Genomic DNA, 25128 nt, shown 5'->3' with positions numbered 1-25128 from the left:
TCCATGACCGCGTCTTCCGCGGGCGATGCCGCGGCGGCCTGGTTCCGCGCGCACGCCCACCAACTGACCACGATGGACCCCGAAGGAGCTCTCGACGACCTGGAGCCGCTGCGGGAGCTGGCCGCGGGGGCCCGCGTGGTCGCGGTCGGCGAAGGTGCCCATTTCGTCGCGGAGTTCGGCCACCTGCGGCAGCGGATCATCCGGTTCCTCGCCGAGCGTTGCGGTTTCCGCGTGCTGGCCTTCGAGTTCGGTTTCGCCGAGGCGTTCGCGCTCGACCGCTGGCTGCGCGGCGACGGTGACCCCGCGGCACTGGCCCGTTTCGCCGGGACGGCGAACTCGGGGCTCACCGGCGACCTGGCCCGCTGGCTGCGCGGGCACAACGCCACCAGCGGCGCACCACTGCGACTGGTCGGGATCGACACCCCGGAGGCGGGAGGGGCGCTGCGGCCCGCGCTGGAGCCGGTGGCACGCTACCTCGACGAGGTCGACCCCGACCTGCGGCCGGTGGTGGACCGGGCGCTCGCCCTCGGCGATCGCATCGCGGGACCGTCGGTCGCCGCGGCCGCCCCGCGCTGGGCGCGGCTGGACCCCGCCGAGCGGGCCACGCTGACCGCGTCGCTGGCCCGGTTGGCGATCCGCTTCCGGGCGCTCGAGCCGCTCTACATCCGGCGCAGTGACCGGCAACGCTACGATCTCGCCGCACAGCATCTCGACGCGGCCGTGCACGGCGACTACATGGTCGGCGCGATGCACGACCTGTTCACTGGCGCCGGACTGCCGGGCGACACCTCGGCCCGCGACCGGTTCATGGCTGAGTCGCTGCGGTGGCATCTCGACCGTGCCGAACCGGATGCCCGTGTCGTGGTGGTCGCCCACAACAACCACATTCAGCGGGAACCGGTCCGCTTCGACGGGCACCTGACGGCCCTGCCCCTCGGTCACTACCTGGATCACCTTCTCGGCGAGGAGTACCGGGCACTGGCACTGACCCACACCGCGGGCAGCGTCCCCGAGATGTATCCCGACGACACCGAGCCCGCCGGTTTCGCTGTCACCGAGACCGGTGTCGCGCCGCCGAGCGCGGGCAGCGTCGAACGCGCGGTCCTCGACGCCGGTCTCGGTGCCGGGGTGAGCCTGACCGATCTGCGCCCGCTGCGGACCCGCGACGGCGCGGTGGTGCTCGAGCGGATCCGCACCCAGAGCGCGGAACTCGACGTGCCGGTGCCCACGGCCTTCGACGGTGTGCTGTGCGTGCCCACCGTGACCCCACGAGTCGAAACCCGTCTGCGCTGACCGTCCTGACGCGATTCGCTGCCGTCATGACGGTGTTCGGCACGGGCGCGACCGGGTGCGGGCCGCCGTGGTCGTCCGGCGAACAGCACGGTGGTCGCGATGCGCGTCCTCGGCCACCTCGGACCCGAACGGCAGCAGGTGCGCAGCCGCTCGCGCGCGGTCCAGGCCGGGTGTGCCCGTGCTCACCTCAGCCGGTCCGCTAGTGAAAACGATTATCGTTAAGGTAGGGTGGTGTCACGCCACGGGAAGGAGCCCGATGAAGGTCCGCAAGTCGCTGCGTTCGCTGAAGCGGAAGCCGGGTGCGCAGGTGGTCCGGCGGCACGGCACGGTGTTCGTGATCAACAAACGTGATCCGCGATTCAAGGCGCGCCAAGGCTGACTCGAGCCGGTCCGGGTGCCGGACCGGCGTGCGGCGGGGGGCGAGCTGGCGGTGCGGGCGTCCCTGGTGACCGTCGGTACCGGAGCCGGTTCGCGGCCCGGACGCGTCGCTCATCGAGCGTTCGTGCTGCGTCCGACCGCACCGACCGCAGGGGCCGTGCCGGCCGGGGCGTCGGTGCCGTGGTACGGGCACAGCGCGGCCGCGTTGCCGGTCGCGGCCAGCAGCGTTTCCGCCGACGCCAGCAGACCGTCAGCTCCGGGCGGGCGAGGCTGTGGAGCACCTGCCGTCCCTGCGGGCGCCCCACCACCAGCGCGCGGGCAGCCCACGTGTGCCGACACCGTGGACCGCGTCATCCCCAGTTCCACCGCCGGGTCGAACGCCGTCGCGCTCGACCCCAGGTGTCCGTCCGTGCTCTTCGTCGCCACCTGGCGGTGACATCAGTCAGGTGTGATGTGATCGCGGTTGGGCGATGGTGAGGAACGCGGTGGAGACCGCGCACGCGCGGGGGAGTTGACGATGTGGCAGGGAACCGTGACACTCCGGCCCGGCAGGATGACCTACGCCGGCCGGCTGGGCGTCGCGCATCAGCACCGGCATGCCGCGGTGCAGCTGGTGCTCGCCACCGCCGAGCCGGTGCTGCTGCGCGACGAGTCCGGCGCCGAAGGGCAGAGCCGCGCGGCGGTCATTCCGTCCGGCGCGGCACACGAGGTGATCAGCGGCTCGGCTGGGCTGATGGTGTGGATCGACGCCCACTGCCTGCTCGGCCAGGCCTTGACCGCACGGGTGCGGCGCACGCGGCAGCCGCTGGGCTCCGTCGCCGCGTGGGTCGCCGCGGCGCGGCCGCTGCTGGACAACGGCGTCCTGGCCGACGAAACCCCGAGCGCGATGATCGACCAGGTGCTGGCCACCCTCGCCGAGGGTGGCCGGCTCCGCGAGCGGCCGTTGCACCCCGCCCTGCGCCACGCGGTCGCCGTGCTGCCGACCATGCTCGACCGCACCGTCCAGCTGGGACAGGTCGCGGTGGCGGCCGGGATCTCGGCCAGCAGGCTCGGGCACCTGTTCCGTGACGAACTCGGCCTGCCGTTCCGCGCCTACGTCCGGTGGGTGCGCCTGCGGCACGCGATCGACCACGCCCGGCTCGGCGCGACGCTCACGGAGGCGGCCCACGCCGCCGGGTTCGCCGACAGCGCGCACCTCACCCGCGTCTGCCACGAGATGTTCGGTCTGCCCCCTTCACTCCTGGCTCGCGGGGTGGACTGGCGCGAAGCGATGCCCTGAACGTCAGCGAGTCTGTTCAAGCCGTGACGGCTGCCCGGCCCGCAGACTCGGGCGCATGCGCACACTCGTCCGGTACGGCTATGTGCCGTTCATGCTGCTGGCCGTCAACGGCGCCGGTATCGCCGTCGCTGCCTCCGGCAGCTCCAAGTTGTGGTTGCTCGGCCTGTTGTCCCTCGCCATCGCGGCCTCGTTCGTCGCCGAACGCGTCCTGCCCTACCGCGCGGACTGGAACATTCCACACGACGACGACCGCCGTGACGCCGTCCACGCCGTGGTCAACGAAACCCTGACGCTCGGCAGCGTCGCCGCGCTGCCCGTGCTCACCGCCGTGGCCTCGATCGACGGCGTCTGGCCGCATGACTGGCCGTTCGTGCTCCAGGTGCTCGCCGCGGTGCTGGTGGCCGACCTCGGCATCACCCTGGTCCACCTGGCCAGCCACCGGATCCCCGCGCTCTGGCGACTGCACGCGGTGCACCACAGCGTCAAACGCGCCTACGGCTTCAACGGCCTGATGAAACACCCGCTGCACCAGACCCTGGAAACCGCCGCGGGAGTCGCACCCCTGGTCCTGCTCGGCCTGCCGACCAGCGTGGCCTACGCCCTCGCCCTCTGCGTCGCCGTCCAGCTCCTTCTCCAGCATTCCAATGCGGACTACCGAGTCGGACCGCTGCGCTCCGTGCTCGCACTCAACCAGGCCCATCGGTTCCACCATCTGAAATGGTCGGGCGTCGGTGACGTCAACTTCGGACTGTTCACCCTGGTCTGGGACCACCTGCTCGGTACCTACTCCTACGACCCCGAACGCCGTTTCACCAGCGACGACCTCGGCATGGCCGCCAAACCCCACTACCCGGGCGGGTACCTCGCCCAGCTCGCCGAGCCGTTCCGGCGCCGCGGTGCCTGCACAGCCGACGAACCACGCCCGGAAGTCGCGGCGAAGCGGATGCCCGATCCAGCGTCACGCTGACCTGCCGGGAGCCGGGCGGGCCGGTTGCGGGAGCAGGTGAGCGAGGTCGCGCACCGGTTCGCGGGCCCGGAGAGCCTGGACGTGGCGGACGGAACGGGCCCGGGCCGCCGGGACGGCTTCGTCGCGGACCCCGCCGCCCGGCCGCACCGGCCACGGCGCGTGCCGGGGCGCACCAGGAGGTACCGGCCGCGCTACCGGGGAGGACGGCCGCACCGTGTCCGCACTCCGGTGCGGAGGCGAGCCGGTGGCGTGGGCGTCACCGGCCGGCGGTTGCCCGGCGCCGCCTACGGCGATTCGGGAACCGGCTTGCCCGCGGTGGGCGCCCGGAGACTCCTCCGGCGGCCGTAGGCCACGACGCCGACAGCGGAGAGATACATCAGCACGCCGTACACGGCCGAGGGCACCGCCAGGGCCTCGGATCCGATCACGTTGACGGCGATGAGGATGCCGAGGGTGGCGTTCTTGATGCCGAGTTCGATCGCGCCCGCGAGGCGGCTCCGGAACGACAGGCGGGCGAGTCGCACGATCCCGTAGCCGAGGCCGAGTCCGCCGAGGTTGAGCAGGATGGCGGCGAGGCCCGCCTGCCGGAGGTAGGTCCAGATGTCACTGCCGAGCGAGATCGCGATCGCCACGATGAGGACGGCCAGCACCACGCCGCCGAACAGGGACACCGCCCGCTCGAGTGCGGCGGCACGCTGCGGCCACCTGGCGCGGATCACCATGCCGATCGCCACCGGGATCAGCACGATGACGACCAGCAGGGCGATGGTCCGCAACACGGGCACCTCGATGCTGACGCCCGAGGCGGCGGGTTGCCACCGCAGCGCGAGGTTGGCCGCGATCGGCAGGGTGACGATCGTGATCAGGCTGGCCAGCACGGTCAGCACGATGGACAGCGCGACGTTGCCCCGGGCCAGGTACGTGACGAGATTCGACGTCGTGCCGCCGGGGCACGCGGCGATGATGACGAGGCCGACGGCGATGGCGGCGGGCAGGGACAGCAGGTACGCGATCAGGAAGGCCAGTGCGGGCATCAGCACGATTTGGCCGAGCGTCCCGACGACGATGCCGCGCGGGTCCCTGGTCTCCCGGGCGAAGTCCTTCGTCGTGAGCGTCAACCCGATGCCGATCATGATGAGGAACAAGGCGACCGGCAGACCGACCTCGACCAGCGCGTTCTGCTCCACCCTGAGCTCCTTCGATCACGTCGGCCCACGCCGCGCACAGGGCAGGCCCGTCGAGGACGATTCTCGCGCACGGCTGTCCTTTTCGGGTAGCCCGCGCCGGTCACCGTCCGATCTCGTCGACTCGGCGATGGCGGCAGCCGGCCAGGCCGCCTCCGCCGATCGCCCGCATCCGGCCCCGCGAGTGATAAACCTGGTGCCCAGGACGTCCCGCACACACGAGGCGCCGGGATGGAAGGGTGGGCCATGGCGGTCCTGATACGCACCCGGGAGGTGCCCGCGGCGCGGCGGCACGACGCGTGGCGGAGCATCGTCTGCGACACGCTCGGCCCGCTGGACCTGCGGATCGATCGCGACGCTCCGCTCCACGGCCGGATCGACGCGGGGGCGCTGGGTCCCCTCGGCGTCGGCCGGGTGCGCACCTCGACGCCGCACAGCGTGCACCGCACCCGCGGGCTCATCCGCCGGGACAGCCCGGAGCTCTACCGGGTGGTGCTGGCCATGTCCGGCAGCCTGCTCGTCGCCCAGGACGGCCGGTCCGCGCGGCTGCGGCAGGGCCAGTTCGTGATCTACGACTTCGGCAGGCCCTACGAGCTGTGCTACAACGCGCCCGTGCACCTCGCCGTGTTCAGTGTCCCGCGCGCGTCGCTCGCGGTTCCCGCGGGCACGGTCGCCAGGCTCACCGCGGTGCCCGTCACCTCCGACGAGGGGACGGGCGCGCTCACGGCCCCGGTGCTGCGCCGCGTCACCGCCGACCTCGACGGTTACCGGCCGGCCAGCGCCGCCCGGCTGTCGACCGTGGTGACGGACCTGATCACCACCACGATCGCCGAGCGGGCGGAGCGGCTCGACCTCGTCCCGGAGGATTCCCGCGAGCGGACCCTGCTGCTGCGGATCCACTCCTTCATCGAGCAGCACCTGGGCGATCCCGCGCTGACCCCCTCGACGCTCGCCGCCGCGCACCACGTCTCGCTGCGGCAGCTGCACCGGCTCTTCGAGCCGGAGAACACGACGGCGGCCGCGTGGATCCGGCACCGGCGGCTCGAACGGTGCAGGCGCGAGCTGGGCGACCCCGTCGCGGGCACCACACCGGTCGGCGCCGTCGGCGCACGGTGGGGATTCCCCGATCCGGCCCACTTCAGCAGGGTGTTCCGCCGCACGTACGGCGTCTCGCCGCTCGAGTACCGCCGCGCCGCGCTCGGCTGACGGCACGGAAGGTCAATCACCCGGCGCGCGAAGCCAAGCCGGCACCCGGCCGGATCGGCAGGCTTCGTGGGGTAGCGACACTCCCCGGAAGGAGCACTCCGATGCCCGCACTGTTCGTCAACCTGCCGGTGAAGGACCTGGACCGGGCGAAGACGTTCTTCGCCGACCTCGGCTTCGAGTTCTTCGGCATGGCCGACGACATGGCCTCCGTCGTGATCAGCGAGCAGACGCAGGTGATGCTCCTGGCCGAGCCCACCTTCGCCGGCTACGCGAGAACGGCGGTCGCCGATCCGGCGAAGAGCACCCAGGTGATCCTCGTGCTGGGCATGGACGACCCCGCCCAGGTCGACGAGCTCACCGGCAAGGCGGTGGCGGCGGGCGCCACCGAGATCGGCGAGCCGACGCGGGCGCAGGGCCGGTACCAGCGCGGTTTCGCCGACCTCGACGGCCACCAGTGGTCGGTGCTGTGCCTGCTGCCGCCGGAACAGCCGTGACCGGTCAGGTGACGTCCGCGGACGGCACGGTCATCGCGTACGACCGTGCCGGCACCGGTCCCGCCGTCGTGCTGGTGCACGGCGCCTTCACCGACCGGGCCCACCCGATCCTGCGGACCGTGGCGGACGCGCTCGCGCCCTGGTTCACGGTCTGCAACTACGACCGGCGCGGCCGTGGCGGCAGCGGCGACACCGCGCCGTACGCGGTGGAGCGCGAGATCGAGGACCTCGCCGCGGTCATCGCCGCGGCAGGCGGCTCGGCGATGGTGTTCGGCGGTTCCTCGGGAGCGGCACTGGCACTGACGGCCGCGGCCCGGCTGCCCGCGATCACGAAGCTGGCGCTGTGGGAGCCGCCGTACCACGTCGACGAGGGCGCGCCGTCGCTTCCGGGCGACTTCGCGGAGCGGCTGGAGACGCTGGTGGCGGGCGACCGCAGGGGCGACGCCGTGGAACTGTTCCTGGTGGAGGCCGCCGAGGTGCCCCCGCAAGTCGTGGCGGCGATGCGGGCGGAGCCCACGTGGGCGCAGGCGGAGGCCGTCGCCCACACCCTCGCCTACGAGGCCGCCGTCCTCGGCCCCGCCAACGCGCTGCCGACCGCGCTGCTCGCCACGGTGACGCAGCCGACCCTGGTCATGGCGGGCGACCGCAGTCCCGGCTGGCTGGCGGCTGCCTGCCGGGCGGTCGCCGACGGCGTGCCGCACGCGCGGCACCGCGTGCTCGCGGGCCAGACGCACGCGGTGGCCGCCGAGGTGCTGGCTCCCGAGCTGCTCGAGTTCTTCGTCACCGCGTGACCGGGTATCGCGGTCGCTCCCGCCGTTCCCGGCGTCGTGTCACGGGCCCGGGTGGTCGGCTCGGTCGGCTCGCAGCCGGGCGTAGCCGAGACCCAGCAGCATCGCGCTGGGGAGGAAGTACGGTCCGAGCAGGCTGATTCCGAGGACGGCCCACGAGGCCAGGAGCGTGGCCGCCACGACGACGGCGAGCCGGTAATGCCGCGATGGCGCGGCGACGGGAGCCGTGGCCGCCAGTGCGGGTGGGACCACGAGCAGCGACGTCTCGGGCCGGACCAGTGCGATCAGGATGGCCGCCGCGCACCACGCGGACAAGGCCGCCGCGGTCGCCCACGGTCTGCCGCGAAGGGCCGAGGTCACCCTGCCCATGGAGGTCGTCTCCGCATCACTGCCACGCTCGTCCTCGGGTCCGACCCTATCGGGCGCGGCCCACCGGAGAAGGGCGGTGCCACGCCACCCGCGCGGCCCCGGTCGACGCACCGGGGCAGCACGCCGGTGTGCGGATCCGCCCGGCCGCGTGCACGCTGTTGCTACAGTCGGCCGGACGCGACCGTCACAAGGAGGTGGCAGTGGCAGCCCTGATCGTGCTGACGGTCCTCGTTCTCGCGGTGGTGGCCCGGGTGCTCGTCAAGCGAGGCGCGGTCCGCGGTGTCGGCACGGTCGCCGCCGCGCTCCGCTGGGCCGCGCTGCTGCTCGTTCTCGCCGGTGCCGGGCTGTCGTTGCCACGTCTGCTGGACGGCGACAATCCCGCGCTCCTCACCGTGCTGGTCCCGGCCGTGTCCGTCGCCCTGGCCGCGACGCCCCTGCTGGTCGCAGGCCGCCGGGCCGCCGTGCCCACGACGTGGGCCTGTGGACTCCTGCTCGTCGGCCTTGCCGTCGTGTTCGGTCTCGGGATCGGCGTGTTCCTGCTCCCGGGAGCGCTCGTCCTGCTCGCCGCCGCCGGCCTGACCGGCGCTCACCCGGAAGCGGCCGGCGGGCGCAACGCCCCGCCACCTGACGCGCGCTCTCGGCGAGCGCGTGCACGCCGCACCTGACACCGTCGTCGCCGGACGGAGCGACCATCCACCTCGGACGGCGCGGTCGCCGGGAACCGCTACCCGCGCACCGCGGAAAGGGCGCGGGTACGGCCCCGCATCCACCGGATGGTGGAGGGGCGGGTCCACCGCGTTCCGCACCAGCTCCGGCCGCGTGGCCGGTGCGGTGCGCGGCGCCGGACGGCAGGCTCGGCGTATGGCGATCATCGAGGTGGACGACCTCGTCAAGCGCTACGGCGACCACACCGCGCTGAGCGGGGTGAGTTTCGCCGTGGAAGAAGGCGAGATCTTCGGCATTCTGGGGCCCAACGGGGCGGGAAAGACCACGACCGTCGAATGCGTCGAGGGGTTGCGCACCCCGGACGGGGGTGCCGTCCGCGTCTGCGGCATCGACCCGCAGCGCGACACCGGGGAGCTGCGGCACCTGCTCGGTGCGCAGCTCCAGGAGAGCGAGCTGCCCGACCGGCTCACGGTGCGTGAGGCGATGGAGTTGTACAGCTCCTTCTACCGCGACCGTGCCGACTGGCGGGAGCTGGTCGACAGGCTGAACCTCACCGGCACACTCGGCACGCAGTTCCGGCGGTTGTCCGGCGGGCAGCAGCAGCGGCTGTCGATCGCGCTCGCACTCATCGGCAACCCGAGGGTGGCCGTGCTCGACGAGCTCACCACCGGCCTCGACCCGCAGGCGCGCCGCGACACGTGGGACCTCATCGAGGGAATTCGCGACCGGGGCGTGACGATCGTGCTGGTCACCCATTTCATGGAGGAGGCGGAACGGCTCTGCGACCGGCTGGCCGTGATCGACTCCGGCAGGCTCGTCGCGCTCGATTCCCCGGCCGGCCTGGTCGCGAGGGTCGACGACCGGCAGCGGGTCCGGTTCCGGCCGTCCGCGCCGCTGGACCACGCCGTGCTGACCGCGTTGCCCGAGGTCACCTCCGTCGAGCGGGCCGGCAGCCAGCTCGTCGTGACCGGTACCGGAGACCTGCTGCTCGCCGTGACCACCGTGCTCGCCCGCCACCAGGTCGTCGCGGCCGGCCTGCGAGTCGAGCAGACCTCGCTGGACGACGCGTTCGTCGCACTCACCGGCCGCCCCCTCGACACCTGAGGAGTACATCGTGTCCGCACTGGCCCGGCTCACCGCCACCGAAACCAGGCTGTTCTTCCGCGAGCCGACGATCGTGTTCTTCACGCTCGCGTTCCCCCCGATCCTGCTGGTCATCCTGGGGCTGGTCCCGGCGTTCCGGGAACCCGACGAGAACGGGATACGGATGATCGGCCTGTACGTGCCGATCATCATCGTGATGAGCGTCGCCCTGTTCGCGCTCACCAGCCTGTCCCAGCTGCTGGCCACCTACCGGGACAAGGGCGTGCTGCGGCGGATGCGGACCACCCCGGTGAAGCCGCGTGTCCTGCTCGGCGCGCAGCTGGTGATGTCCACGGTCATGTCCGTGGCGACGATGCTGGTCGTGCTCGCCATCGGCAGGCTGGCGTTCGACGTGAGCCTGCCCCGGCAACTGCCCGCCTACCTGGTGGCCTACGTGCTGGTGGCGGTGTCGATGTTCGCGATCGGCCTGCTCGTCGCGTCGCTCGCGCCGACCGGCAGGAGCGCCAGCGCGATCGGGACCCTGCTGTTCTTCCCGCTCGCGTTCTTCGCCGGCCTCTGGGTGCCCCGCGCCACCATGAACGACCTGCTGCGGACGATCAGCGACTTCACCCCGCTGGGCGCCGGCGTGCAATCATTGCAGGACGCCACCGCCGGGCACGGGCCGCAACTGCTGCACCTGGCCGTCATGCTGGGGTGGGCGATCGTGGCCGGCGGACTGGCCGCGCGGTACTTCCGCTGGGGGTAGGACGTGAGCGTCGAGGCCGAGCTGCGTACGGAGTTCCACCGCTGGGAGCAGCGGGAGACCAGGGTCTTCCAGGTCCTCCCCTACTTCCTCCTCGCGATCAGTACCTTCATCACGCTGCTGCAGCCGCTCTGGGACGAGCCGGTGCCCTACCCGGCGGTGTTCGGGCTCACGATCGCGGCCACGCTCTGGCTGCTCTGGTTCCACACGCTCCACCCGGACTGGCACCAGAACGGCCCGCTGATGGGGCTGTACTACGCGGGGCTCCTCGCATTGGCCCTCGGCCTGGTCGGGCTCGCGCCCTGGTACGGCTTCTTCGCTTTCGTCGGCTATCCGCAGGCGCTGCAGTACCTGAGGGGCGGCTGGCGGTACGTCGGCGTCGCCGCGACGGCGATGGTCGCGGCGGTGTCGTACCTGGGCGGCTGGACCAACATCGAGGCGGAGGGCCTGTGGTGGGGCTGGCCGGTCCTGGGTGTGATCACCACGGTGCTGGCCGCGGCGTTCTTCTACTTCGCCGAGATGGCCGACCGGCGCAACGCCAAGCAGAAGCAGGCACTCGCCGAGCTGCACGAGGCCAACGTCAAGCTGGCGGCCGCGCTCGAGGAGAACGCGGGCCTGCACGCCCAGCTGCTGGTCCAGGCCAGGGAGGCCGGGGTGCTGGACGAGCGGGAACGGATGGCGCGGGAGATCCACGACACGCTCGCCCAGGGCCTGGCCGGCATCCTCACCCAGCTCCAGGCCGCCGAGCAGACGCTGGACACGCCGTCGATGTCGCGCCGGTACGTGACGAACGCGAGGAAACTGGCGCGGGAGAGCCTCACCGAGGCCCGCCGGACGGTCCACGCGGTGGAGCCGATGGCGCTCGCCGAGGCGAGGCTGCCCGACGCGATCAGTGAGGTGGCCCGGCGCTGGTCGGAGGTGAACGACATCGACGCGGTGCTGACCATCACCGGGGACGCCCGGCCGATGCACGCCGAGATCGAGGTGACGCTGCTGCGGACCGCGCAGGAGGCGCTCGCCAACGTGGCCAAGCACGCCCGCGCGGGTCGGGTGGGCCTGACCCTGTCGTACATGGAGGATCTGGTGACCCTCGACGTGCGGGACGACGGGACGGGCTTCGATCCGGACGCCCAGCGTGCCCGCGATGCCACGAGCGGCGGCTTCGGGCTCGCGGGCATGCGGCAGCGGGTGCAGCGCTTCGCGGGGCGGCTGGACATCGAGTCGGAACCGGGCGGCGGCACGGCGATCTGCGCGACCGTTCCGGCCATCCCCGCGGGAGGTGCGGCGTGATCTCGCTGTTGATCGTCGACGACCACCCGGTGGTCCGCGACGGCTTGCGGGGCATGTTCACCGCCGACCCTCGGTTCGAGGTGCTCGGCGAGGCGGGCGACGGGGCGGAGGCCATCGCCGCGGGGGAGCGGTACCGGCCCGACGTGATCCTCATGGATCTCCGGATGCCGGGAACCGACGGGGTCACCGCCATCAAGGAGCTGACGAAGCGCGGTGTGCCCGCGCGGGTCCTGGTGCTCACCACCTACGACACGGACAGCGACGTGCTGCCGGCCATCGAGGCCGGTGCCACCGGCTACCTGTTGAAGGACGCGCCGAGGGAGGAGCTGTTCCGCGCGGTGGAAGCGGCCGCGCGCGGGCAGGCGGTGCTCGCTCCCGCCGTCGCCACCCGGATCATGGGGCGGATGCGCGGGCCTGCCGCGGAGCCGCTGTCCCAGCGTGAGCTGGAGGTCCTGGAGCTGATCGCCCAAGGCTCGACGAACCGGGAGGCGGCGAAGCAGTTGTTCATCAGCGAGGCGACGGTCAAGACGCACCTGCTGCACGCGTACGCGAAGCTCGGCGTCAACGACCGGGCAGCCGCCGTGGCCGCCGCGTTCTCCCTCGGCTACCTCACACCCCGGCACTGAGGGGGCAGGCCGGGTGCTCCGGGAGCGGCGGCAGGGTCCGCTCGCCACCGTGCTCTACCCGGCCGCCGACCCTGGTCGAGGTCTACGCGCGCAACCCCGACCTGGCCGAGGCGTGCGTGGAATTCGTGCCCGCGATGACACGCGCCCTCACCGCGCTCGTCGCCGGGCTTCCCGCGTTGCGCTGATCAGTCGCCGCACAGTTCCCCCGGTTTCCGGCTCCCACGCGGCGGCGTGCCGTCGCAGGATGGACACCAGGACCGGAGGAGACCTCATGCTGATCGGCGACATCGACGTCCACCCCGTCGCGGACGGGACCTTCCGCGCCTCGCCCGCCTACTTCGGTGACCATGCCCGCCCCGACGGCCACGAGGACCTGTTCTCCCGCGACGGCATGGCGTGGCTGCCGATCGGGTGTTTCCTCGTGCGCACCGGTGACCGGACGGTGCTGGTCGACGCCGGGATGGGGCCGGAGATGCGCGACGACGGCCCGCGCAGGCTGCTGGTCGGCGGGCAGCTGCTGCTCGGGCTCCGCGCCGTGGGGGTGACCCCGCCCGACGTCACCGACGTCGTGTGCACCCACCTGCACGCCGACCACTGCGGCTGGCTGTTCGACCGGGATGCCGTCCCGGTGTTTCCCCGCGCCACCGTCTGGTTCGGCGCGCGCGACTGGGACCATTTCGTCGCCGACCCCGGTGTGTGGATGTTCGGCCACATCCGCCAGGGTTTCCGGGCCGCCGCCGAGCGGGGCGACCTGCTGCGTCCCGTCCGCGGGGACACCACCGTCGCGCCGGGTGTCAGCCTGACCATGACGCCCGGCCACACCCCGGGCCATCTCAGCGTCATCGTCTCCTCCCGGGGCAGCCGCGCGTTGTTGCTGGGCGACGCGATCGTGTGCCCGGTGCAGCTCGACGAGCCCACCTGGGAGTCGATCGGCGACGTCGACCCCGGGCTCGCGCGGCAGGTCCGCGAACGGCTGTTCCGCGAGCTGGAGGACGGGGCGACCCTCGGCGCCGGTGCGCACTTTCCCGAGCTGCGGTTCGGCCGCGTCCTCGCCGGGCAGGGCCGCCGCTGGCTGACCTGACCGCCGCGCCGGGCGGGAAGGTCAGGGCGTCTCCCCTCGGAGGGCCCGGCGCAGCGCGTCCCGCCGGTATCCACGGACGCGCACGCTCAGCTCGGCGTCGGGGGCGAGGTTCTCACCCCCGTGGATGCCTCCCGGGTAGACGTGCAGCTCGACGGGCACCCCCGCCCAGGACAGCCTGCGGGCGAAGTCGACCGCCTCGTCCCGGAACAGGTCCAGGTCGCCGACGTCCACATAGGCCGGGGGCAGCCCGGCGAGGTCGCCCGCGCGCGCCGGCGCGGCGTACGGCGAGACCCGGCCGGTGCCGAAGTCCCCGCCGAGCCACGCCTGCCAGCTCTGGATGTTCGCCTCGCGGCTCCACGCGCCGAAGCCGGTGTTGGCCAGTGCCGACGGTGTCGACGACCGGTCGTCGAGCATGGGGGACACGAGCATCAGGTGGGCGATGCCCGGGCCGCCGCGGTCGCGCGCCAGCAGGGCCGTCCCCGCGGCCAGGCAGCCGCCCGCGCTCGCGCCGTAGAGGGCGATCCGGTCCGGATCGATGCCGAGTTCCCGGTGCCGGTCCGCGATACCGGTGAGCCCCGCGTAGCAGTCGTCGAGCGCGGCGGGGTACGGGTGCTCGGGCGCGAGCCGGTACTCGACCGACGCGACGACGCAGCCGGTCTCGCGGGCGAGCGCGGTGGCCTTCCCGTGATCCCCCGCGACGCTGCCCGCCACCATGCCGCCGCCGTGGACGTAGCAGACGCAGGGCGCCGGTGTGGTCGCCGCCCGGGGCCGGTACACCCGCACGAGGACCGGCTCGCCCCGGGTGCCCGCGCCGTGCGCGATCGGCACGTCGTGCACGGCGACGTCGGCGGCGTCGGCGACCGGCCCGGCCCGCAGCGCCGCCAGCTCGGCCTGCCTGCGGCGTCGCTCCGGGATGTCGGCGATGCCGCTCAGCCCGCCGCCGCCGACCAGCCGCAGGTACTGGTCGAGTCGGGTGCGGACCTGGGCGTCGATGCGCTCACGGATGTCCACGGTAGGCAACCTAGGAACCGGGTGGTGGCCGGGCAACGCCGTCGACGGCAAGGCGACCTTTCTCAACGGGAAAGGCCCGGCTTCGCGGACCGGGCGATCCGGTCCGGCAGCCGCTCCGCCAGGTGGTCGATCAGCGCACTGATCCGCCGGGGCACGTGCACGTCGTCGGACAGCAGCGCGTAGATGTCGGCGGGCGGCGTCGGTACCCGGGGCAGGACGCGCACCAGGGCGCCGCTGTCGAGGTGGGGCCGGACCTGCCATTCCGAGCGCATGATCACCCCGCGGCCCTGCAGTGCCCAGCCGGTCACGACATCCCCGTCGTTGCTCGACAGGCGGCCGCGCACCCGGACCTGGCGCGGGTGGTCGGCGTCCCCGAACCGCCACAGGTCGAAGTCGCCCTCGTTCTCCCGCAGCACGATGCAGTCGTGGGCGGCCAGGTCCTCGACGCGCTCGGGCATCCCCTTGCGTTCCAGGTAGGACGGTGCCGCACAGGGCACCCTGCGGTTCTCGGCCAGCCTGCGCATCCGCAGTGACGAGTCGGGCGGTGCGCCGACGTGCACGGCCAGGTCGAACTCGCGCCGGTGCGGCCGGAGGGGAAGCGCCGACGTGCGGAGCTGGACGCTCAGCTGGGGATGCCGGGCGGTGAACTCGCCGAGCAGCGGCGCGACGTGCGCGCGTCCGAGACCGAGGGTCGCCTGGACCACGACGGAGCCCCGCAGGTCGCCGGAGCGGTGGGTGATCAGGTCGTCGAGTTCGCGGACCTGGTCCAGGATCGCCTCCACCCGGGAGGCGTACAGCTCGCCCTCGGAGGTCAGCACGAGCCGGCGGGTACCACGGTGCACCAGGCGCGCGTCGAGCCTGCGTTCCAGTGCTTTGAGGCGCTTGCTGACGACCGGGAGCGAGGAGCCGAGCTCGCGGGCGGCGGCGGTGAGCGTCTCACTGGAGGCGACCACGTGGAAGAACCGGAGGTCGTCGACGGCGGTGGTCATCGGGTGCCGAGCCTTTCCATGGAGGAAAGGATAGGTTGCCACGCCCGGCCTTGCCCGTGCTGTTCACCGTCGATGAAGGTGAAGCGAAACCGGCGGACCAGGTCGTAAGGAGCGTCTCGTGTCCCAGCGCTACCGCATCGCGGTGATCCCGGGCGACGGCATCGGCCGGGAGGTCGTCCCGGAAGGGCTGAGGTGCCTGCAGGCCGCCGCCGAAGCCCACGGGTTCGAACTCGAGTGCACGGAGTTCGACTTCGCCTGTGCCGACTACTGGGCGCGGCACGGCGAGATGCTGCCGCCGGACTGGCGGGACGTGCTCGGCGGCTTCCACGCCATCTTCTTCGGCGCGGTCGGGTGGCCGGAGGTGGTGCCCGACCACGTGTCACTGTGGGGCAGCCTCCTGCGGTTGCGCCGCGGGTTCGACCAGTACGTCAACCTGCGGCCGGTCCGGCTGCTGCGCGGGGTGCGCAGCCCGCTGCGCGACCGCGAGCCGGGCGACATCGACTTCCTCGTCGTCCGCGAGAACACCGAGGGCGAGTACTCCAGCATCGGCGGCCGGATCTTCGAAGACACCGACCGGGAGACGGTGCTGCAGGAGACCGTGATGACCCGGACCGGGGTGGACCGGGTGCTGCGTTACGCGTTCGAACTCGCCGCCGCCCGGCCACGCCGGCGGCTGACGTGGGCGACCAAGAGCAACGGCATCGCCATCTCGATGCCGTACTGGGACGAGCGCGCGACGGCGATGGCGCAGCGGTACCCGGAGGTGGCCGCGGACTCCGACCACATCGACATCCTCACGGCCCGGTTCGTCCTGCAGCCCGACCGGTACGACGTCGTAGTCGCCAGCAACCTCTTCGGCGACATCCTCTCCGACCTCGGGCCGGCGTGCGCCGGGACGATCGGGATCGCCCCGAGCGCCAACATCAATCCGGATCGCACCTGGCCGAGCCTGTTCGAGCCGGTTCACGGCTCCGCCCCCGACATCGCCGGGCGCGGCATCGCCAACCCGGTCGGGCAGATCTGGAGCGGCGCGATGATGCTCGACCACCTGGGGGAGCCCGCCGCGGCGGAGCGGGTCGTGGCCGCGATCGAGCGAGTGCTCGACGAGCGGGCGGACGTGCTCACCCCCGACCTCGGTGGCACCGGCACGACCGAGGGGCTGGGCACGGCCATCGCCGCCGAGATCGCCGCAGGGGCGGCCGGGCGCGGCAGGCGTCCGGAGGTCACCTCGGCGCCATGACTTCAGCGGTGTCCGCCCCGATCGGTCCCGCGCCGCGGTGGGACCGGCTGACCCTCCACCTGGACGGGCGCGGGGCCGCACGGCGGCGGGAACCGCGGGCAGGCATCCCGGCTTCGCGCCCGGCCGGAGCCTCAGGACGGGGCGGCGGAGGCCGCCGATGTCGCCGCTGTCGCCGGTGCCGGTGTCGTGGGCGCGGCGAGCAGGTCCCCGAGCCCGCCCCGGGCGTCCTCGATCACGAGCGCCTCGGCCGCCGCCGAGTCACCCGCCCGCAGCGCCCGGACCAGCGCCCGGTGGCTGCCGTAACGATCCAGGCCGAACTGGTGGTTCTCGCTGATCCGCTCGATCAGCCTGGCCCGCCGTTCCGGCCAGGAGAACACCCGGGTCTGGCCGAGCAGGCGCACGAGAACCGGGTTGTGCGCGCACGACTCGACGACCTCGTTGAAGCGTTGCATGGCGTCGAGCAGCCTGCCCACGTGCCGGGACGGTTCCCGCCCGGCCTGCTGCCGCTGCTTGATGAGGATCAGCAGGTCGTCGGCCTCGTCGAGGATGGCGTCGAGCTGGTCCAGTTGCGCCGGGGAGGCGTGCCGGGCGGCGAAACGGGCCACCATGCCACGCAGTGCCACCTCGACCTCGGCGAGGTCCTGTATCGCGACGTCCCCGAACGCCGCCACCTGCACGGTCCGCGGACCGGTCCGTTCGAGCAGGCCGTCCTGTTCGAGGCGCCGGATGGCCTCGCGCACCGGCGTCGGGCTGACCGACAACCGCTCGGCGAGTCCGCGTTCGGTGACCTTCTGACCCGGACGTAGCTCGCCGGTCGTGATCGCGTCGCGGATGGCGCGGTAGGCGCGGTCCGCCAGCGTGTCGGCCGTCAGGCCCTTCAACGTCTCACTCGCCATGGCAGCACTCTATCTGCCATAGCTTATAGTTTCAGAACTATTGACCTTCTTGCTATAGCAAAATACGGTAGCGGGACCCCAACGGCGGCGGTGGAGGGAAGGTCCCCGAATGACGACGACGACGGCGAGCGCGCGGCGCCTGCGCACGGGACGGGTCACGTTCTTCGTCGCGCTGGCGGTGTTCGCGCAGGAGTCGACCTGGAACCTCTACGACTCGCAGGTTCCGCCGCTGCTCCGCGAGCACATCGCCAGTGCCGCTCTCGTCGGTCTCCTCATGGGCATGGACAACCTGCTCGGCATCTTCGTCCAGCCGTGGATGGGCAACCGGTCGGACCACACCCGCACCTCGTGGGGCAGGCGCATCCCCTACCTCGTGGTCGGGATGCCGCTGGCGGCGCTGCTGTTCGTCGCCATCCCGCACACCGCGGCGTCGCTGCCGCTGCTGGTCCTGGTGATGTTCAGCTACGCGCTGATCGCGAACTCGTTCAAGCCGATCGCCGAGTCGTTGCTGCCGGACTTCATCCCGCCCGAGCGGCGGAGCCGGGCCAACGCGGCGGTCAAGATCGCTTCGAGTCTCACCGTCATGGTCGCGGCGTTGATCAGCATCTTCCTGATCGACGACTTCCCGAAGCTGTCCTTCGTGGTCCCGGCGATCCTGATGGTGGCCTCCGTGACCGTGCTCGCCGTCAAACTGCGGGACAACCGGTCCTCCGCCTACCAGGCGGCGGTCGAGGAGGAACGGGAGCCGCACGGTGCGGCGGGACCCGGCGGGCGGCCACGGTCGCGGGTGCGCGACATCGTGCTCGACATCGTGCGGGACCGTGACCGCAGCAGGCTGTGGCTGATCTTCTCCATCCTGCTCTTCGGTGGCGCGTGGGCCGCCTTGCGGGCGCTCATCACGCCCTACGGCATGGAAGCGCTGGACATGTCCCGCGGCGAAGCGGGCGGGCTGACCCTGCCCAGCGGGATCGCCTTCCTCGTGGCCGCCTATCCGGTGGCGAGGCTCGCCGAGCGCTTCGGCAGGCTGCGCATGATGATGGCCGGGATGACGGTGTTCGCGGCCGGGATGGTGCTCGGCACCGTGCTGCAGACTCCCACCGGCGCCGTCGTCGGCCTGTGCGTCGCGGCGGCCGGTGCGTCCTCCTTCCTCGTCAACGCCGTCGTCGTGTTGTGGAACCTCGCCCCGTCCGACCGCGTGGTCGGGACCTACACCGGGCTCTACACCGTCGGCTGGGTGAGCGGCGGCTTCCTCGGGCCCGCGCTGGTCGGCGGCATGGTCGACCTGACGGGCTGGCCACTGCTGCTGCTCAACGTCGCGATCGTCGCGCTCGTCTCCGTGCTGGCCGTCGCACGGGTCAGCGCCCTGCAGCGACGGTTCTCCACCGGCCGCGTCCTGTGACGACCCCGGCCGGACCACATCCCCTCGCCAGGAAGGAAGCCGTGCCCCGCGTTCTGATCACCACCGACTACCTGCGCCCCGGCGACGACGTCGACCGGTTCCTGCGAGGCTCCGGGCTGGACACCGTGCACCTGCCGATGGTCGGCCGGCGTGATCCCGGTCAGCTCGTGGCCGCGCTCGCCGGGATCGACGCCGCGCTGGTGGCCAACGAACCGCTGACGGCCGACGTCCTGGCCCGCGCACCGCGGCTGCGCGCCGTCGTGCGGACCGGCGTGGGCTACGACTCCATCGACGTCGCCGCCGCGGCCCGGCTCGGGATCACCGTGAGCAACCTGCCCGGGATCAACGCCAACGCCGTGGCCGAGTACACCCTGGGCCTGCTGCTCGCGGGGGCCCGGCGGCTCGTGCAGTCCGCGCACGGTGTGGCGCGAGGGGGCTGGCCGCGCGAGGACGGGCACGAACTGCGCGGTGCCACGCTCGGGCTCATCGGCTACGGCGCCGCGGCGCGGGCGGTGGTGCCGCTGGCCCGCGCCTTCGGCATGACCGTGGTCTGCGCCACCAACGTGCCCGCGCCGTTGCGCGGCGACCAGGACGTGCGGTTCGTGGAGCTGCCCGAGCTGCTGGCCGTCTCCGATTACGTCTCGGTGCACACGGCGCTCACCGACCGGACCCGGGGACTGCTGGACGAGTCGGCGTTCCGGCGGATGAAGCCGACGGCGCTGCTGGTCAACACCGCGCGCGGTCCCATCGTCGACGAGGACGCGCTCGCCGCGGCCGTGCGGTCCGGGGAGATCGCGGGTGCCGCGCTCGACGTCGTGAGTGCGGAGCCGCTGCCGCCGGGTAGCCCGCTGCGCGACGTGGACGGCATCGTCGTCTACTCCCACCTGGCCGGGCAGACCGCCGAAGCGCGGGCCGCGGCGGGCCGCGCGGGGGCCGAGGAGCTCGTGGCGGCGCTCGAAGGCCGAGCGCGGTTCGTGGTGAACGCGGCCCTGATCACCGAGGGAAAGAAATGAGGAACATGGACAGCGAACCGGTGCAGTCCGTCCGGGTCCTGGCGCCAAGCGGCATGCTCGGCGCGGGCTGGGACCACGCGACCGTCGAGCGCGGCATCGCGCTGGGCGCCGACGTGATCAGCATCGACGGCGGGTCGACCGACTCCGGGCCCTATTATCTCGGCTCCGCGACGCCCAAGACCACGGCCAAGGCGGTGGCCCGCGACCTGCGCAGCCTGCTGACGGCCGCCGCCGACGCGGGCATCCCGGTGATCGTGGGCTCCTGCGGCACCAGCGGAACCGACAGCGGGGTCGACTGGGTCGCCGGGATCGCCGCCGAGGTGATGGCGGAGGAAGGTCTGGACCTGCGGGTCGCCAAGATCTACAGCGAGCAGAACGCGGCCGAGCTGAAGGAGCACCTCAACGCGGGCCGCATCCACCCGCTGCCGCCCCTGGGGGAGCTGCGGGCCGAGACGCTGGAGAGCTGCACCCACATCGTCGGCGCGATGGGGCACGAACCGATCGTCGAGGCGCTCCGGGCCGGGGCCCAGGTCGTGCTCGCCGGCCGCGCCACCGACACGGCCGTGGCGGCCGCCTACCCGCTGATGAAAGGGATGCCTGCCGGGCCCACCTGGCACGCCGCCAAGATCGTCGAGTGCGGCGGCCAGTGCACCAGCGACCCGCGCGCGGGCGGGGTCCTCGCCACCATCGACGCCGGGGGTTTCACCATCGAACCGCTCGCTCCCACGGCGGCGTGCACGCCGAGGCTGGTCGCCGCCCACATGCTCTACGAGACGGCGAACCCGTTCGAGATGCGGGAGCCCGACGGCACCCTCGACGTCCGGGACGCGAAGTACACCGCGGTCGACGACCGGATCGTGCGGGTGGAGGGGTCGAGGTTCCACGTCGCCGATCAGTACACGATCAAGCTGGAAGGCGCCCGGATCACCGGCTACGAGACCATGTCGTTCTCGGCGATCCGGGACCCGCTCATCCTCGCCGACATCGACGCCTGGGCGGACCTGATGCGCACCATGATCACGCAGCGGGTGGGGCAGACACTGGGGCTGGCGGACGACGAGTACGCCTTCGACCTTCGCCTCTACGGCCACAACGCGGTGCTGGACGACCTCGAGCCGGAGAGCGGGCCGCCGCGCGAGGTCGGCGTGATGCTGCTCGTCAACGCGCCCGACCAGGCGACCGCCACCGCCGTGGCCAAGGTCGCCAACCCGCTGATGCTGCACCTGCCGACGCCGGGGATGAACTACCTGCCGAGCCTGGCGTTCGCGTCCTCACCCGCCGAGGTCGAGCGCGGCGCCGCGTACGAGTTCGTCCTGCACCACGTCGTCGACTGCGACAGTCCCACCAGCCTGTTCCGCAGGGAGTTCGAGGAGGAGACCCGTGCCTGAGACCACGGCCGCCCGCACCCTCGCCGACCTCGCCCACGAGGTCCGCGCCAAGAACGCCGGTCCGTTCTGGGTCACCATGGAGGTGTTCCTGCGGGACGACGAGGGCTACCGGATCGCCGCGGACGAGTCCTTCCTCGACGAACGCGTGATCGCGGAGCTCTACCGGGTGGAGGCGAGCACGGTCCAGATCTTCCGCATCCCGTCGCTGCGCGTCGTGAAGATCTCCTTCCCCCGCCCCGTCGGCCAGGGGTCGCTCCGGGACCGGGACATGCACGCGGGCCAGCACCACGTCCCGCTCGCGCGCCTGCCGGTCACCCGGCCGGAGCGCGCGTGATCCGTGCCGCCGACCTGCCCGCGGCGCACCCCGGCCGCCGGTTGCTGACCCAGCGCACGCCGTTCTTCGCCGCACCGGACGAGCCGCGCTGCGCCTACTGCGCCTACGTCCCGACGGGCTGGACCCCCGAGGCGGAGCTGCCGGTGCTGGTGGCCGTGCACGGCACCGGGCGCGACGTCGGAGAGTTGCGTGAGGGGTTCGTTCCCTTCGCCGAACGCCACGGCGTCATCGTGGTGACCCCGCTGTTCCCGGCGGGGATCGGCGATCCGGACGACGTGCACAACTACCAGGCGATCGAGGCCCACGGCATCCGGTTCGACCTGGTGCTGCTCGACATCCTGGAGCAGGTCCGGGTCCGGTGGAGCGCCCGGGTCGGCACCGTCCTGCTGTGTGGCCACTCCGGCGGTGGCCAGTTCGCCCACCGCTTCCTCCACCTCCATCCGGACCGGGTCGCCGCCGCCGCGATCAGCGCACCGGGCAGCGTCACCCTGCTCGATCACGCGCTCGCCTGGCCCGCGGGCGTCGGCGACACCGCGCGGCGGTTCGGGGTCACCGTGGACCCCGGCGCGGTCGCCCGGGTGCCGGTGCTGCTCGTCGTCGGCGGCGATGACGACGGCCGCGCCGACCTGGCCGCCATGGGCCTGCCCGGAGACAGCAGGCCGGAGCGGCTCGGCCGGCTGGCCGCGAGCCTGGACCGGCACGGAGCGGCCGTCCGGACGGTCGTGCTGCCCGGGGTGGGTCACGACGCCGCGGGGACCCGGCCCGCGGTGATCGGCTTCTTCGCCAGCCTGCTGTCCGGCTCGGTCTGACGGGAACCCGCGTCCTGGTCGGCGCAGGTGGCCGTGTCGGGCGTTCGCCTGACATCGCGGTGGTTCCCGCCGTCCTAGGCTGGCGGAGCACGTCTTCATCCGGGGAGGGGGCCTCGTGACGCCGGGGGAGGAGACTGCCCGTCCGCCGGGTTCCGGTTGTCCACTCCGGATTCCGGACGGGACCCCTTCGCACCGCCAGTGGCCCGTCATGCTCGGAGGCGCTTCACATGTCAGGATTCGAGGTCGACACCTGGGGACTCGACCAGCTCAGGAAGTTCTTCGAGCAGCTGGCCGGCCATGCCGAAAGCTGCCAGGGCTATCTGAAGGACAACACCGTCCTCGACGGGGGCGAGGGGTGGCTCAACGACCTCAGCGGCTCCCACGATTCGATCACCCAGCAGGGCGCCGACTGGTTCCGGGACCTCGCCGGGTCCACATTGGATCCCGCCGCCGCGGCGATCAAGGCGGCGATGGGATACTACGATGCGACCGAAGCCGGCAGCGCCGCGGAGTTCGACGGCCAGATCGAAGGCGTTTCGGCACCCGCTCCCGTCGAGACCGGGCCGTCGTCCACCGGACCGGGCACGAACCCCACGACGTTCGGCATCGCGTCCGATCCGGAGGATTCGCTCGAGACCCCGCCCGACTACAGCGGCGACGAGAACTACAAGTTCGACTGGAACCTCACGCGGTACATCGGGCTGACCGGCTCGCTCCGCCAGATGTTCATCGATGTCACCGGGCTGCTGGCCAGCATCGGATGGATCGACAGGTCGATCGATCCCTACGACGCCTACGCGGAGCCGGTCCTGGGCGACTGGGCCGCGATGCGGCGGACCGCCGATGTCTACCGCAATCTCGCGAACGCGCTCGACAGCTTCGAGGTGGTGCTGCTGCACGCCCGGGTGGACCTACCGGAGGTCTGGAAAGGCAACGCCGCCGACGCCTGCGACGCCTTCCTCGAAGAGCTCCGGTCGAAGCTGCCCGGCGCCGCCGCCGAGATGCGCGACGTCGCCGACATCTACCAGGAGGCCTCCGCCGGGGCGGCGGACTTCCGGGCCGTCGTCGACTTCGTGATCGACCAGATCGGCGACGCGATCATCATCTTCGCTGCCGCGATCGCGGGCGGCACCGTCACCGCGACCACCGGGATCGGCCCGGTCATCGGTGGGGCCGTCGCGCTCTTCGAGGCCCACGTCATCTCGCAGGGCCTCGCGAAGCTCGCCGAGGCCAAGGGCATCTGGGACTCGATCTTCGGAACCACCCAGAGCAGCATGAACAACTTCGGGCAGATCAGCGCCAATGACTACTATCTGCCGTCCCTGCCGCAACCCGCCGCCGAGGGCTCGTCGCTGAGCCACCTTCCCGCATAGGAGGTTCGCAGTGGACCAGGCCGAGAACCCCCGCGACATCGACGACGTCCGGTCCGCCGTGGCGGAGTCCCCCGAGTTCGAGGAGCTCAGGGATGCCTCGTCCCGGCGCCGCGCGCTCTACCGGCTCATGGCCGAGAACCCCGATCCGCTGTGGCGGGAGATGGGGCAGCAGCTGCGCGACGGCAGGATGCGCCCCGCCGAGATGCTGTCGACTCCCGAGTACCGCGAGCACCTGCGGGCCGGGATGGCCGACGGCCTCGCGCGGTTCGCCCAGCTGGTCGGCGTTGTCGACGAGCACCTCCGTGCCCACGCGGACGGTGAGCCCTCCGGTCTTGACGCGGAGGGCGGCGCGGAGGGGAACCCACCCGGCGAGGAGGTGGAGGACCAGGGCCCGATCCTCCGCCGCCGGTGAGGCCGGTCCGGCTGGTACACGCCGCGTGGCCGGGGGTCGCGAGTCCCAGGTGGACGGGCTGCCCTGGACGATGCCGATGCCCCGGGCGGACCCGCTGCCCACATCGTGGCGGCCGCGGCCCGGCAGCGTGATCGGCCGTCGCCGCACGGGCGGGGCCGGCGGACGCGGCGCGGGCTGGGGGCGTGCCGCGTCCGCTAGGGTGCCGGTGATGAGCGCGCGCAGTGCCGAGACGGTCGCCGTGGAGATCGTGGCGCTGCTGGCCTCGCCCCTGCACGCGCTCGCGGGGCGGCCCTCGGACGGTCCGCGGCCCGACCCGGAGCCGGTGTCGCGCGAGCGCATCGTGGTGCGGGCCGGGCGCGGCGTGGTGGGGGACCGGTACTTCAACCAGCGCGCCCACCGGCGGGCCGCGGTGACCGTTCTCGCGGCGGAGGCACTCGACGAGCTCGAACGCGAGCTCGCTCCGGCCGGCTCGCTGGATCCGTTGCGCGCCCGGCGCAACATCGTGCTGCGCGGATATCCCGTCGACGTCCTCGCCGCCCGCCGCGGCGCGGCCGGGGCGGTGTTCAGCCTCGACTCGGGCGCGGGCCCGGTGCGGTTCCAGGCGCACCGGCCCGCCAACCCGTGCGCGTGGATGGACGTGCTGCTGGCGCCCGGCGCGTTCCGCGGGCTGCGCGGCCGGGGCGGCGTGCGCTGCGAGCCGCTCGACGACGGCGAGCTGTCGACGGGACCGGCCACGCTCACCGTGCTCGCGTCGTGAGCGGGTGCCGGGGAACTGTCGGTGCCCCGTGCGATCGTGG

27 protein-coding genes are annotated in these 25128 nt (G+C 72.6%); 22 read left to right on the top strand and 5 right to left on the bottom strand.

Features of this window, described 5'->3' with window-relative positions; translation table 11 throughout:
- The first annotated feature begins 3 nt into the window (after positions 1-3).
- The 4 genes from B0I33_RS15540 to B0I33_RS15520 all read left to right on the top strand — a co-directional run bounded on the left by B0I33_RS15540 (position 4) and on the right by B0I33_RS15520 (position 3917).
- Positions 4-1293: an erythromycin esterase family protein gene (locus B0I33_RS15540; protein ID WP_106179504.1), complete on the top strand. Its 1290-nt coding sequence runs from the start codon at positions 4-6 to the stop codon at positions 1291-1293.
- 256 nt (positions 1294-1549) lie between these two features.
- Entirely contained in the window at positions 1550-1672 is a 123-nt protein-coding gene (ykgO, locus tag B0I33_RS15535) for a type B 50S ribosomal protein L36 (RefSeq protein WP_106179503.1), read from the top strand.
- A 516-nt stretch (positions 1673-2188) separates the two neighbouring features.
- The gene (locus B0I33_RS15525; RefSeq protein ID WP_106179502.1) at positions 2189-2950 is read left to right on the top strand and encodes an AraC family transcriptional regulator; all 762 of its coding nucleotides are present in this window, start codon (positions 2189-2191) and stop codon (positions 2948-2950) included.
- Between the two features lie 55 nt (positions 2951-3005).
- Positions 3006-3917: a sterol desaturase family protein gene (locus tag B0I33_RS15520; protein ID WP_106179501.1), complete on the top strand. Its 912-nt coding sequence runs from the start codon at positions 3006-3008 to the stop codon at positions 3915-3917.
- 284 nt (positions 3918-4201) lie between these two features.
- Here the strand turns inward: B0I33_RS15520 and B0I33_RS15515 are convergent, their stop codons facing one another.
- Positions 4202-5104 carry a bile acid:sodium symporter family protein gene (locus tag B0I33_RS15515; protein WP_106179500.1) on the bottom strand — a complete coding sequence of 301 codons (903 nt, stop codon included), beginning with the start codon at positions 5102-5104 and terminating at the stop codon, positions 4202-4204.
- Positions 5105-5347: 243 nt separating this feature from the next.
- On the opposite strand from B0I33_RS15515, the gene B0I33_RS15510 reads away from it, so the two are divergent.
- From B0I33_RS15510 to B0I33_RS15500, 3 genes are all read left to right on the top strand, one after another.
- Positions 5348-6307, top strand: a complete 960-nt coding sequence (locus B0I33_RS15510) for an AraC-like ligand-binding domain-containing protein (RefSeq protein WP_181193311.1) — start codon at positions 5348-5350, stop codon at positions 6305-6307.
- A gap of 101 nt (positions 6308-6408) precedes the next feature.
- A complete protein-coding gene (locus tag B0I33_RS15505; RefSeq protein WP_106179498.1) occupies positions 6409-6801 on the top strand; it encodes a VOC family protein in 393 nt (130 codons plus the stop codon).
- Positions 6798-7592 carry an alpha/beta fold hydrolase gene (locus B0I33_RS15500; protein ID WP_219927195.1) on the top strand — a complete coding sequence of 265 codons (795 nt, stop codon included), beginning with the start codon at positions 6798-6800 and terminating at the stop codon, positions 7590-7592. Before B0I33_RS15505 ends, B0I33_RS15500 begins: the two co-directional genes overlap by 4 nt.
- A gap of 39 nt (positions 7593-7631) precedes the next feature.
- Here B0I33_RS15500 and B0I33_RS15495 read toward each other — a convergent pair whose 3' ends face one another.
- A complete protein-coding gene (locus B0I33_RS15495; RefSeq protein ID WP_106179496.1) occupies positions 7632-7958 on the bottom strand; it encodes a hypothetical protein in 327 nt (108 codons plus the stop codon).
- Between the two features lie 200 nt (positions 7959-8158).
- Between B0I33_RS15495 and B0I33_RS15490 the strand changes: the two genes are divergently transcribed.
- The 6 genes from B0I33_RS15490 to B0I33_RS15460 all read left to right on the top strand — a co-directional run bounded on the left by B0I33_RS15490 (position 8159) and on the right by B0I33_RS15460 (position 13467).
- Positions 8159-8623 carry a hypothetical protein gene (locus B0I33_RS15490; protein ID WP_106179495.1) on the top strand — a complete coding sequence of 155 codons (465 nt, stop codon included), beginning with the start codon at positions 8159-8161 and terminating at the stop codon, positions 8621-8623.
- 196 nt (positions 8624-8819) lie between these two features.
- Positions 8820-9728, top strand: coding sequence for an ABC transporter ATP-binding protein (locus B0I33_RS15485; protein ID WP_106179494.1), 909 nt, complete (start codon positions 8820-8822; stop codon positions 9726-9728).
- A 10-nt stretch (positions 9729-9738) separates the two neighbouring features.
- The gene (locus tag B0I33_RS15480) at positions 9739-10473 is read left to right on the top strand and encodes an ABC transporter permease (protein ID WP_106179493.1); all 735 of its coding nucleotides are present in this window, start codon (positions 9739-9741) and stop codon (positions 10471-10473) included.
- Between the two features lie 3 nt (positions 10474-10476).
- On the top strand, positions 10477-11760 hold the full coding sequence (locus tag B0I33_RS15475) for a sensor histidine kinase (protein WP_106179492.1): 1284 nt from the start codon (positions 10477-10479) through the stop codon (positions 11758-11760).
- A complete protein-coding gene (locus B0I33_RS15470; RefSeq protein ID WP_106179491.1) occupies positions 11757-12386 on the top strand; it encodes a response regulator in 630 nt (209 codons plus the stop codon). The genes B0I33_RS15475 and B0I33_RS15470 overlap by 4 nt, the downstream gene beginning before the upstream one ends.
- Positions 12387-12657: 271 nt before the next feature.
- Positions 12658-13467, top strand: coding sequence for an MBL fold metallo-hydrolase (locus tag B0I33_RS15460; protein WP_219927194.1), 810 nt, complete (start codon positions 12658-12660; stop codon positions 13465-13467).
- A gap of 21 nt (positions 13468-13488) precedes the next feature.
- Here the strand turns inward: B0I33_RS15460 and B0I33_RS15455 are convergent, their stop codons facing one another.
- Both B0I33_RS15455 and B0I33_RS15450 read right to left on the bottom strand, forming a co-directional pair.
- Positions 13489-14478, bottom strand: a complete 990-nt coding sequence (locus B0I33_RS15455) for an alpha/beta hydrolase (protein ID WP_106179490.1) — start codon at positions 14476-14478, stop codon at positions 13489-13491.
- A gap of 62 nt (positions 14479-14540) precedes the next feature.
- The gene (locus B0I33_RS15450; protein ID WP_106179489.1) at positions 14541-15467 is read right to left on the bottom strand and encodes a LysR substrate-binding domain-containing protein; all 927 of its coding nucleotides are present in this window, start codon (positions 15465-15467) and stop codon (positions 14541-14543) included.
- Between the two features lie 118 nt (positions 15468-15585).
- Here B0I33_RS15450 and B0I33_RS15445 point away from each other — a divergent pair, with 118 nt between their 5' ends.
- Positions 15586-16707, top strand: a complete 1122-nt coding sequence (locus B0I33_RS15445) for a tartrate dehydrogenase (RefSeq protein ID WP_106179488.1) — start codon at positions 15586-15588, stop codon at positions 16705-16707.
- A gap of 131 nt (positions 16708-16838) precedes the next feature.
- Here the strand turns inward: B0I33_RS15445 and B0I33_RS15440 are convergent, their stop codons facing one another.
- A complete protein-coding gene (locus B0I33_RS15440; protein ID WP_106179487.1) occupies positions 16839-17603 on the bottom strand; it encodes a GntR family transcriptional regulator in 765 nt (254 codons plus the stop codon).
- 109 nt (positions 17604-17712) lie between these two features.
- On the opposite strand from B0I33_RS15440, the gene B0I33_RS15435 reads away from it, so the two are divergent.
- The 8 genes from B0I33_RS15435 to B0I33_RS15400 all read left to right on the top strand — a co-directional run bounded on the left by B0I33_RS15435 (position 17713) and on the right by B0I33_RS15400 (position 25088).
- Positions 17713-19002, top strand: a complete 1290-nt coding sequence (locus tag B0I33_RS15435) for an MFS transporter (RefSeq protein ID WP_106179486.1) — start codon at positions 17713-17715, stop codon at positions 19000-19002.
- Positions 19003-19043: 41 nt separating this feature from the next.
- Positions 19044-20015 (top strand): phosphoglycerate dehydrogenase, encoded by a 972-nt coding sequence (locus B0I33_RS15430; protein ID WP_106179485.1) that lies wholly within the window; start codon positions 19044-19046, stop codon positions 20013-20015.
- Positions 20016-20020: 5 nt separating this feature from the next.
- Positions 20021-21403, top strand: a complete 1383-nt coding sequence (locus tag B0I33_RS15425) for an acyclic terpene utilization AtuA family protein (RefSeq protein ID WP_181193310.1) — start codon at positions 20021-20023, stop codon at positions 21401-21403.
- Positions 21396-21737 carry a DUF4387 domain-containing protein gene (locus tag B0I33_RS15420; protein ID WP_106179484.1) on the top strand — a complete coding sequence of 114 codons (342 nt, stop codon included), beginning with the start codon at positions 21396-21398 and terminating at the stop codon, positions 21735-21737. The genes B0I33_RS15425 and B0I33_RS15420 overlap by 8 nt, the downstream gene beginning before the upstream one ends.
- Positions 21734-22546, top strand: coding sequence for an alpha/beta hydrolase (locus B0I33_RS15415; protein WP_106179483.1), 813 nt, complete (start codon positions 21734-21736; stop codon positions 22544-22546). Before B0I33_RS15420 ends, B0I33_RS15415 begins: the two co-directional genes overlap by 4 nt.
- A gap of 227 nt (positions 22547-22773) precedes the next feature.
- Positions 22774-23919 carry a WXG100 family type VII secretion target gene (locus B0I33_RS15410; protein ID WP_106179482.1) on the top strand — a complete coding sequence of 382 codons (1146 nt, stop codon included), beginning with the start codon at positions 22774-22776 and terminating at the stop codon, positions 23917-23919.
- 10 nt (positions 23920-23929) lie between these two features.
- On the top strand, positions 23930-24331 hold the full coding sequence (locus B0I33_RS15405) for a hypothetical protein (RefSeq protein WP_106179481.1): 402 nt from the start codon (positions 23930-23932) through the stop codon (positions 24329-24331).
- A 208-nt stretch (positions 24332-24539) separates the two neighbouring features.
- Positions 24540-25088 (top strand): MOSC domain-containing protein, encoded by a 549-nt coding sequence (locus B0I33_RS15400; protein WP_106179480.1) that lies wholly within the window; start codon positions 24540-24542, stop codon positions 25086-25088.
- Positions 25089-25128 lie beyond the last annotated feature (40 nt).

This window comes from Prauserella shujinwangii (genome assembly GCF_003001955.1).
Classification (GTDB): Bacteria; Actinomycetota; Actinomycetes; order Mycobacteriales; family Pseudonocardiaceae; genus Qaidamihabitans; species Qaidamihabitans shujinwangii.
Note: the sequence above shows the minus strand (reverse complement) of the source record. Positions and strands in the feature narration are given on the sequence as shown.

Bases quoted from the DNA above. Each gene is read 5' to 3' on its own strand.
- B0I33_RS15485 (WP_106179494.1), top strand. From the start codon at position 8,820: ATGGCGATCATCGAGGTGGACGACCTCGTCAAGCGCTACGGCGACCAC.
- B0I33_RS15460 (WP_219927194.1), top strand. From the start codon at position 12,658: ATGCTGATCGGCGACATCGACGTCCACCCCGTCGCGGACGGGACCTTC.
- B0I33_RS15510 (WP_181193311.1), top strand. From the start codon at position 5,348: ATGGCGGTCCTGATACGCACCCGGGAGGTGCCCGCGGCGCGGCGGCAC.
- B0I33_RS15520 (WP_106179501.1), top strand. From the start codon at position 3,006: ATGCGCACACTCGTCCGGTACGGCTATGTGCCGTTCATGCTGCTGGCC.
- B0I33_RS15435 (WP_106179486.1), top strand. From the start codon at position 17,713: ATGACGACGACGACGGCGAGCGCGCGGCGCCTGCGCACGGGACGGGTC.
- ykgO (WP_106179503.1), top strand. From the start codon at position 1,550: ATGAAGGTCCGCAAGTCGCTGCGTTCGCTGAAGCGGAAGCCGGGTGCG.
- B0I33_RS15410 (WP_106179482.1), top strand. From the start codon at position 22,774: ATGTCAGGATTCGAGGTCGACACCTGGGGACTCGACCAGCTCAGGAAG.
- B0I33_RS15505 (WP_106179498.1), top strand. From the start codon at position 6,409: ATGCCCGCACTGTTCGTCAACCTGCCGGTGAAGGACCTGGACCGGGCG.
- B0I33_RS15525 (WP_106179502.1), top strand. From the start codon at position 2,189: ATGTGGCAGGGAACCGTGACACTCCGGCCCGGCAGGATGACCTACGCC.
- B0I33_RS15440 (WP_106179487.1), bottom strand. From the start codon at position 17,603: ATGGCGAGTGAGACGTTGAAGGGCCTGACGGCCGACACGCTGGCGGAC.
- B0I33_RS15425 (WP_181193310.1), top strand. From the start codon at position 20,021: ATGGACAGCGAACCGGTGCAGTCCGTCCGGGTCCTGGCGCCAAGCGGC.
- B0I33_RS15450 (WP_106179489.1), bottom strand. From the start codon at position 15,467: ATGACCACCGCCGTCGACGACCTCCGGTTCTTCCACGTGGTCGCCTCC.
- B0I33_RS15495 (WP_106179496.1), bottom strand. From the start codon at position 7,958: ATGGGCAGGGTGACCTCGGCCCTTCGCGGCAGACCGTGGGCGACCGCG.
- B0I33_RS15540 (WP_106179504.1), top strand. From the start codon at position 4: ATGACCGCGTCTTCCGCGGGCGATGCCGCGGCGGCCTGGTTCCGCGCG.
- B0I33_RS15400 (WP_106179480.1), top strand. From the start codon at position 24,540: ATGAGCGCGCGCAGTGCCGAGACGGTCGCCGTGGAGATCGTGGCGCTG.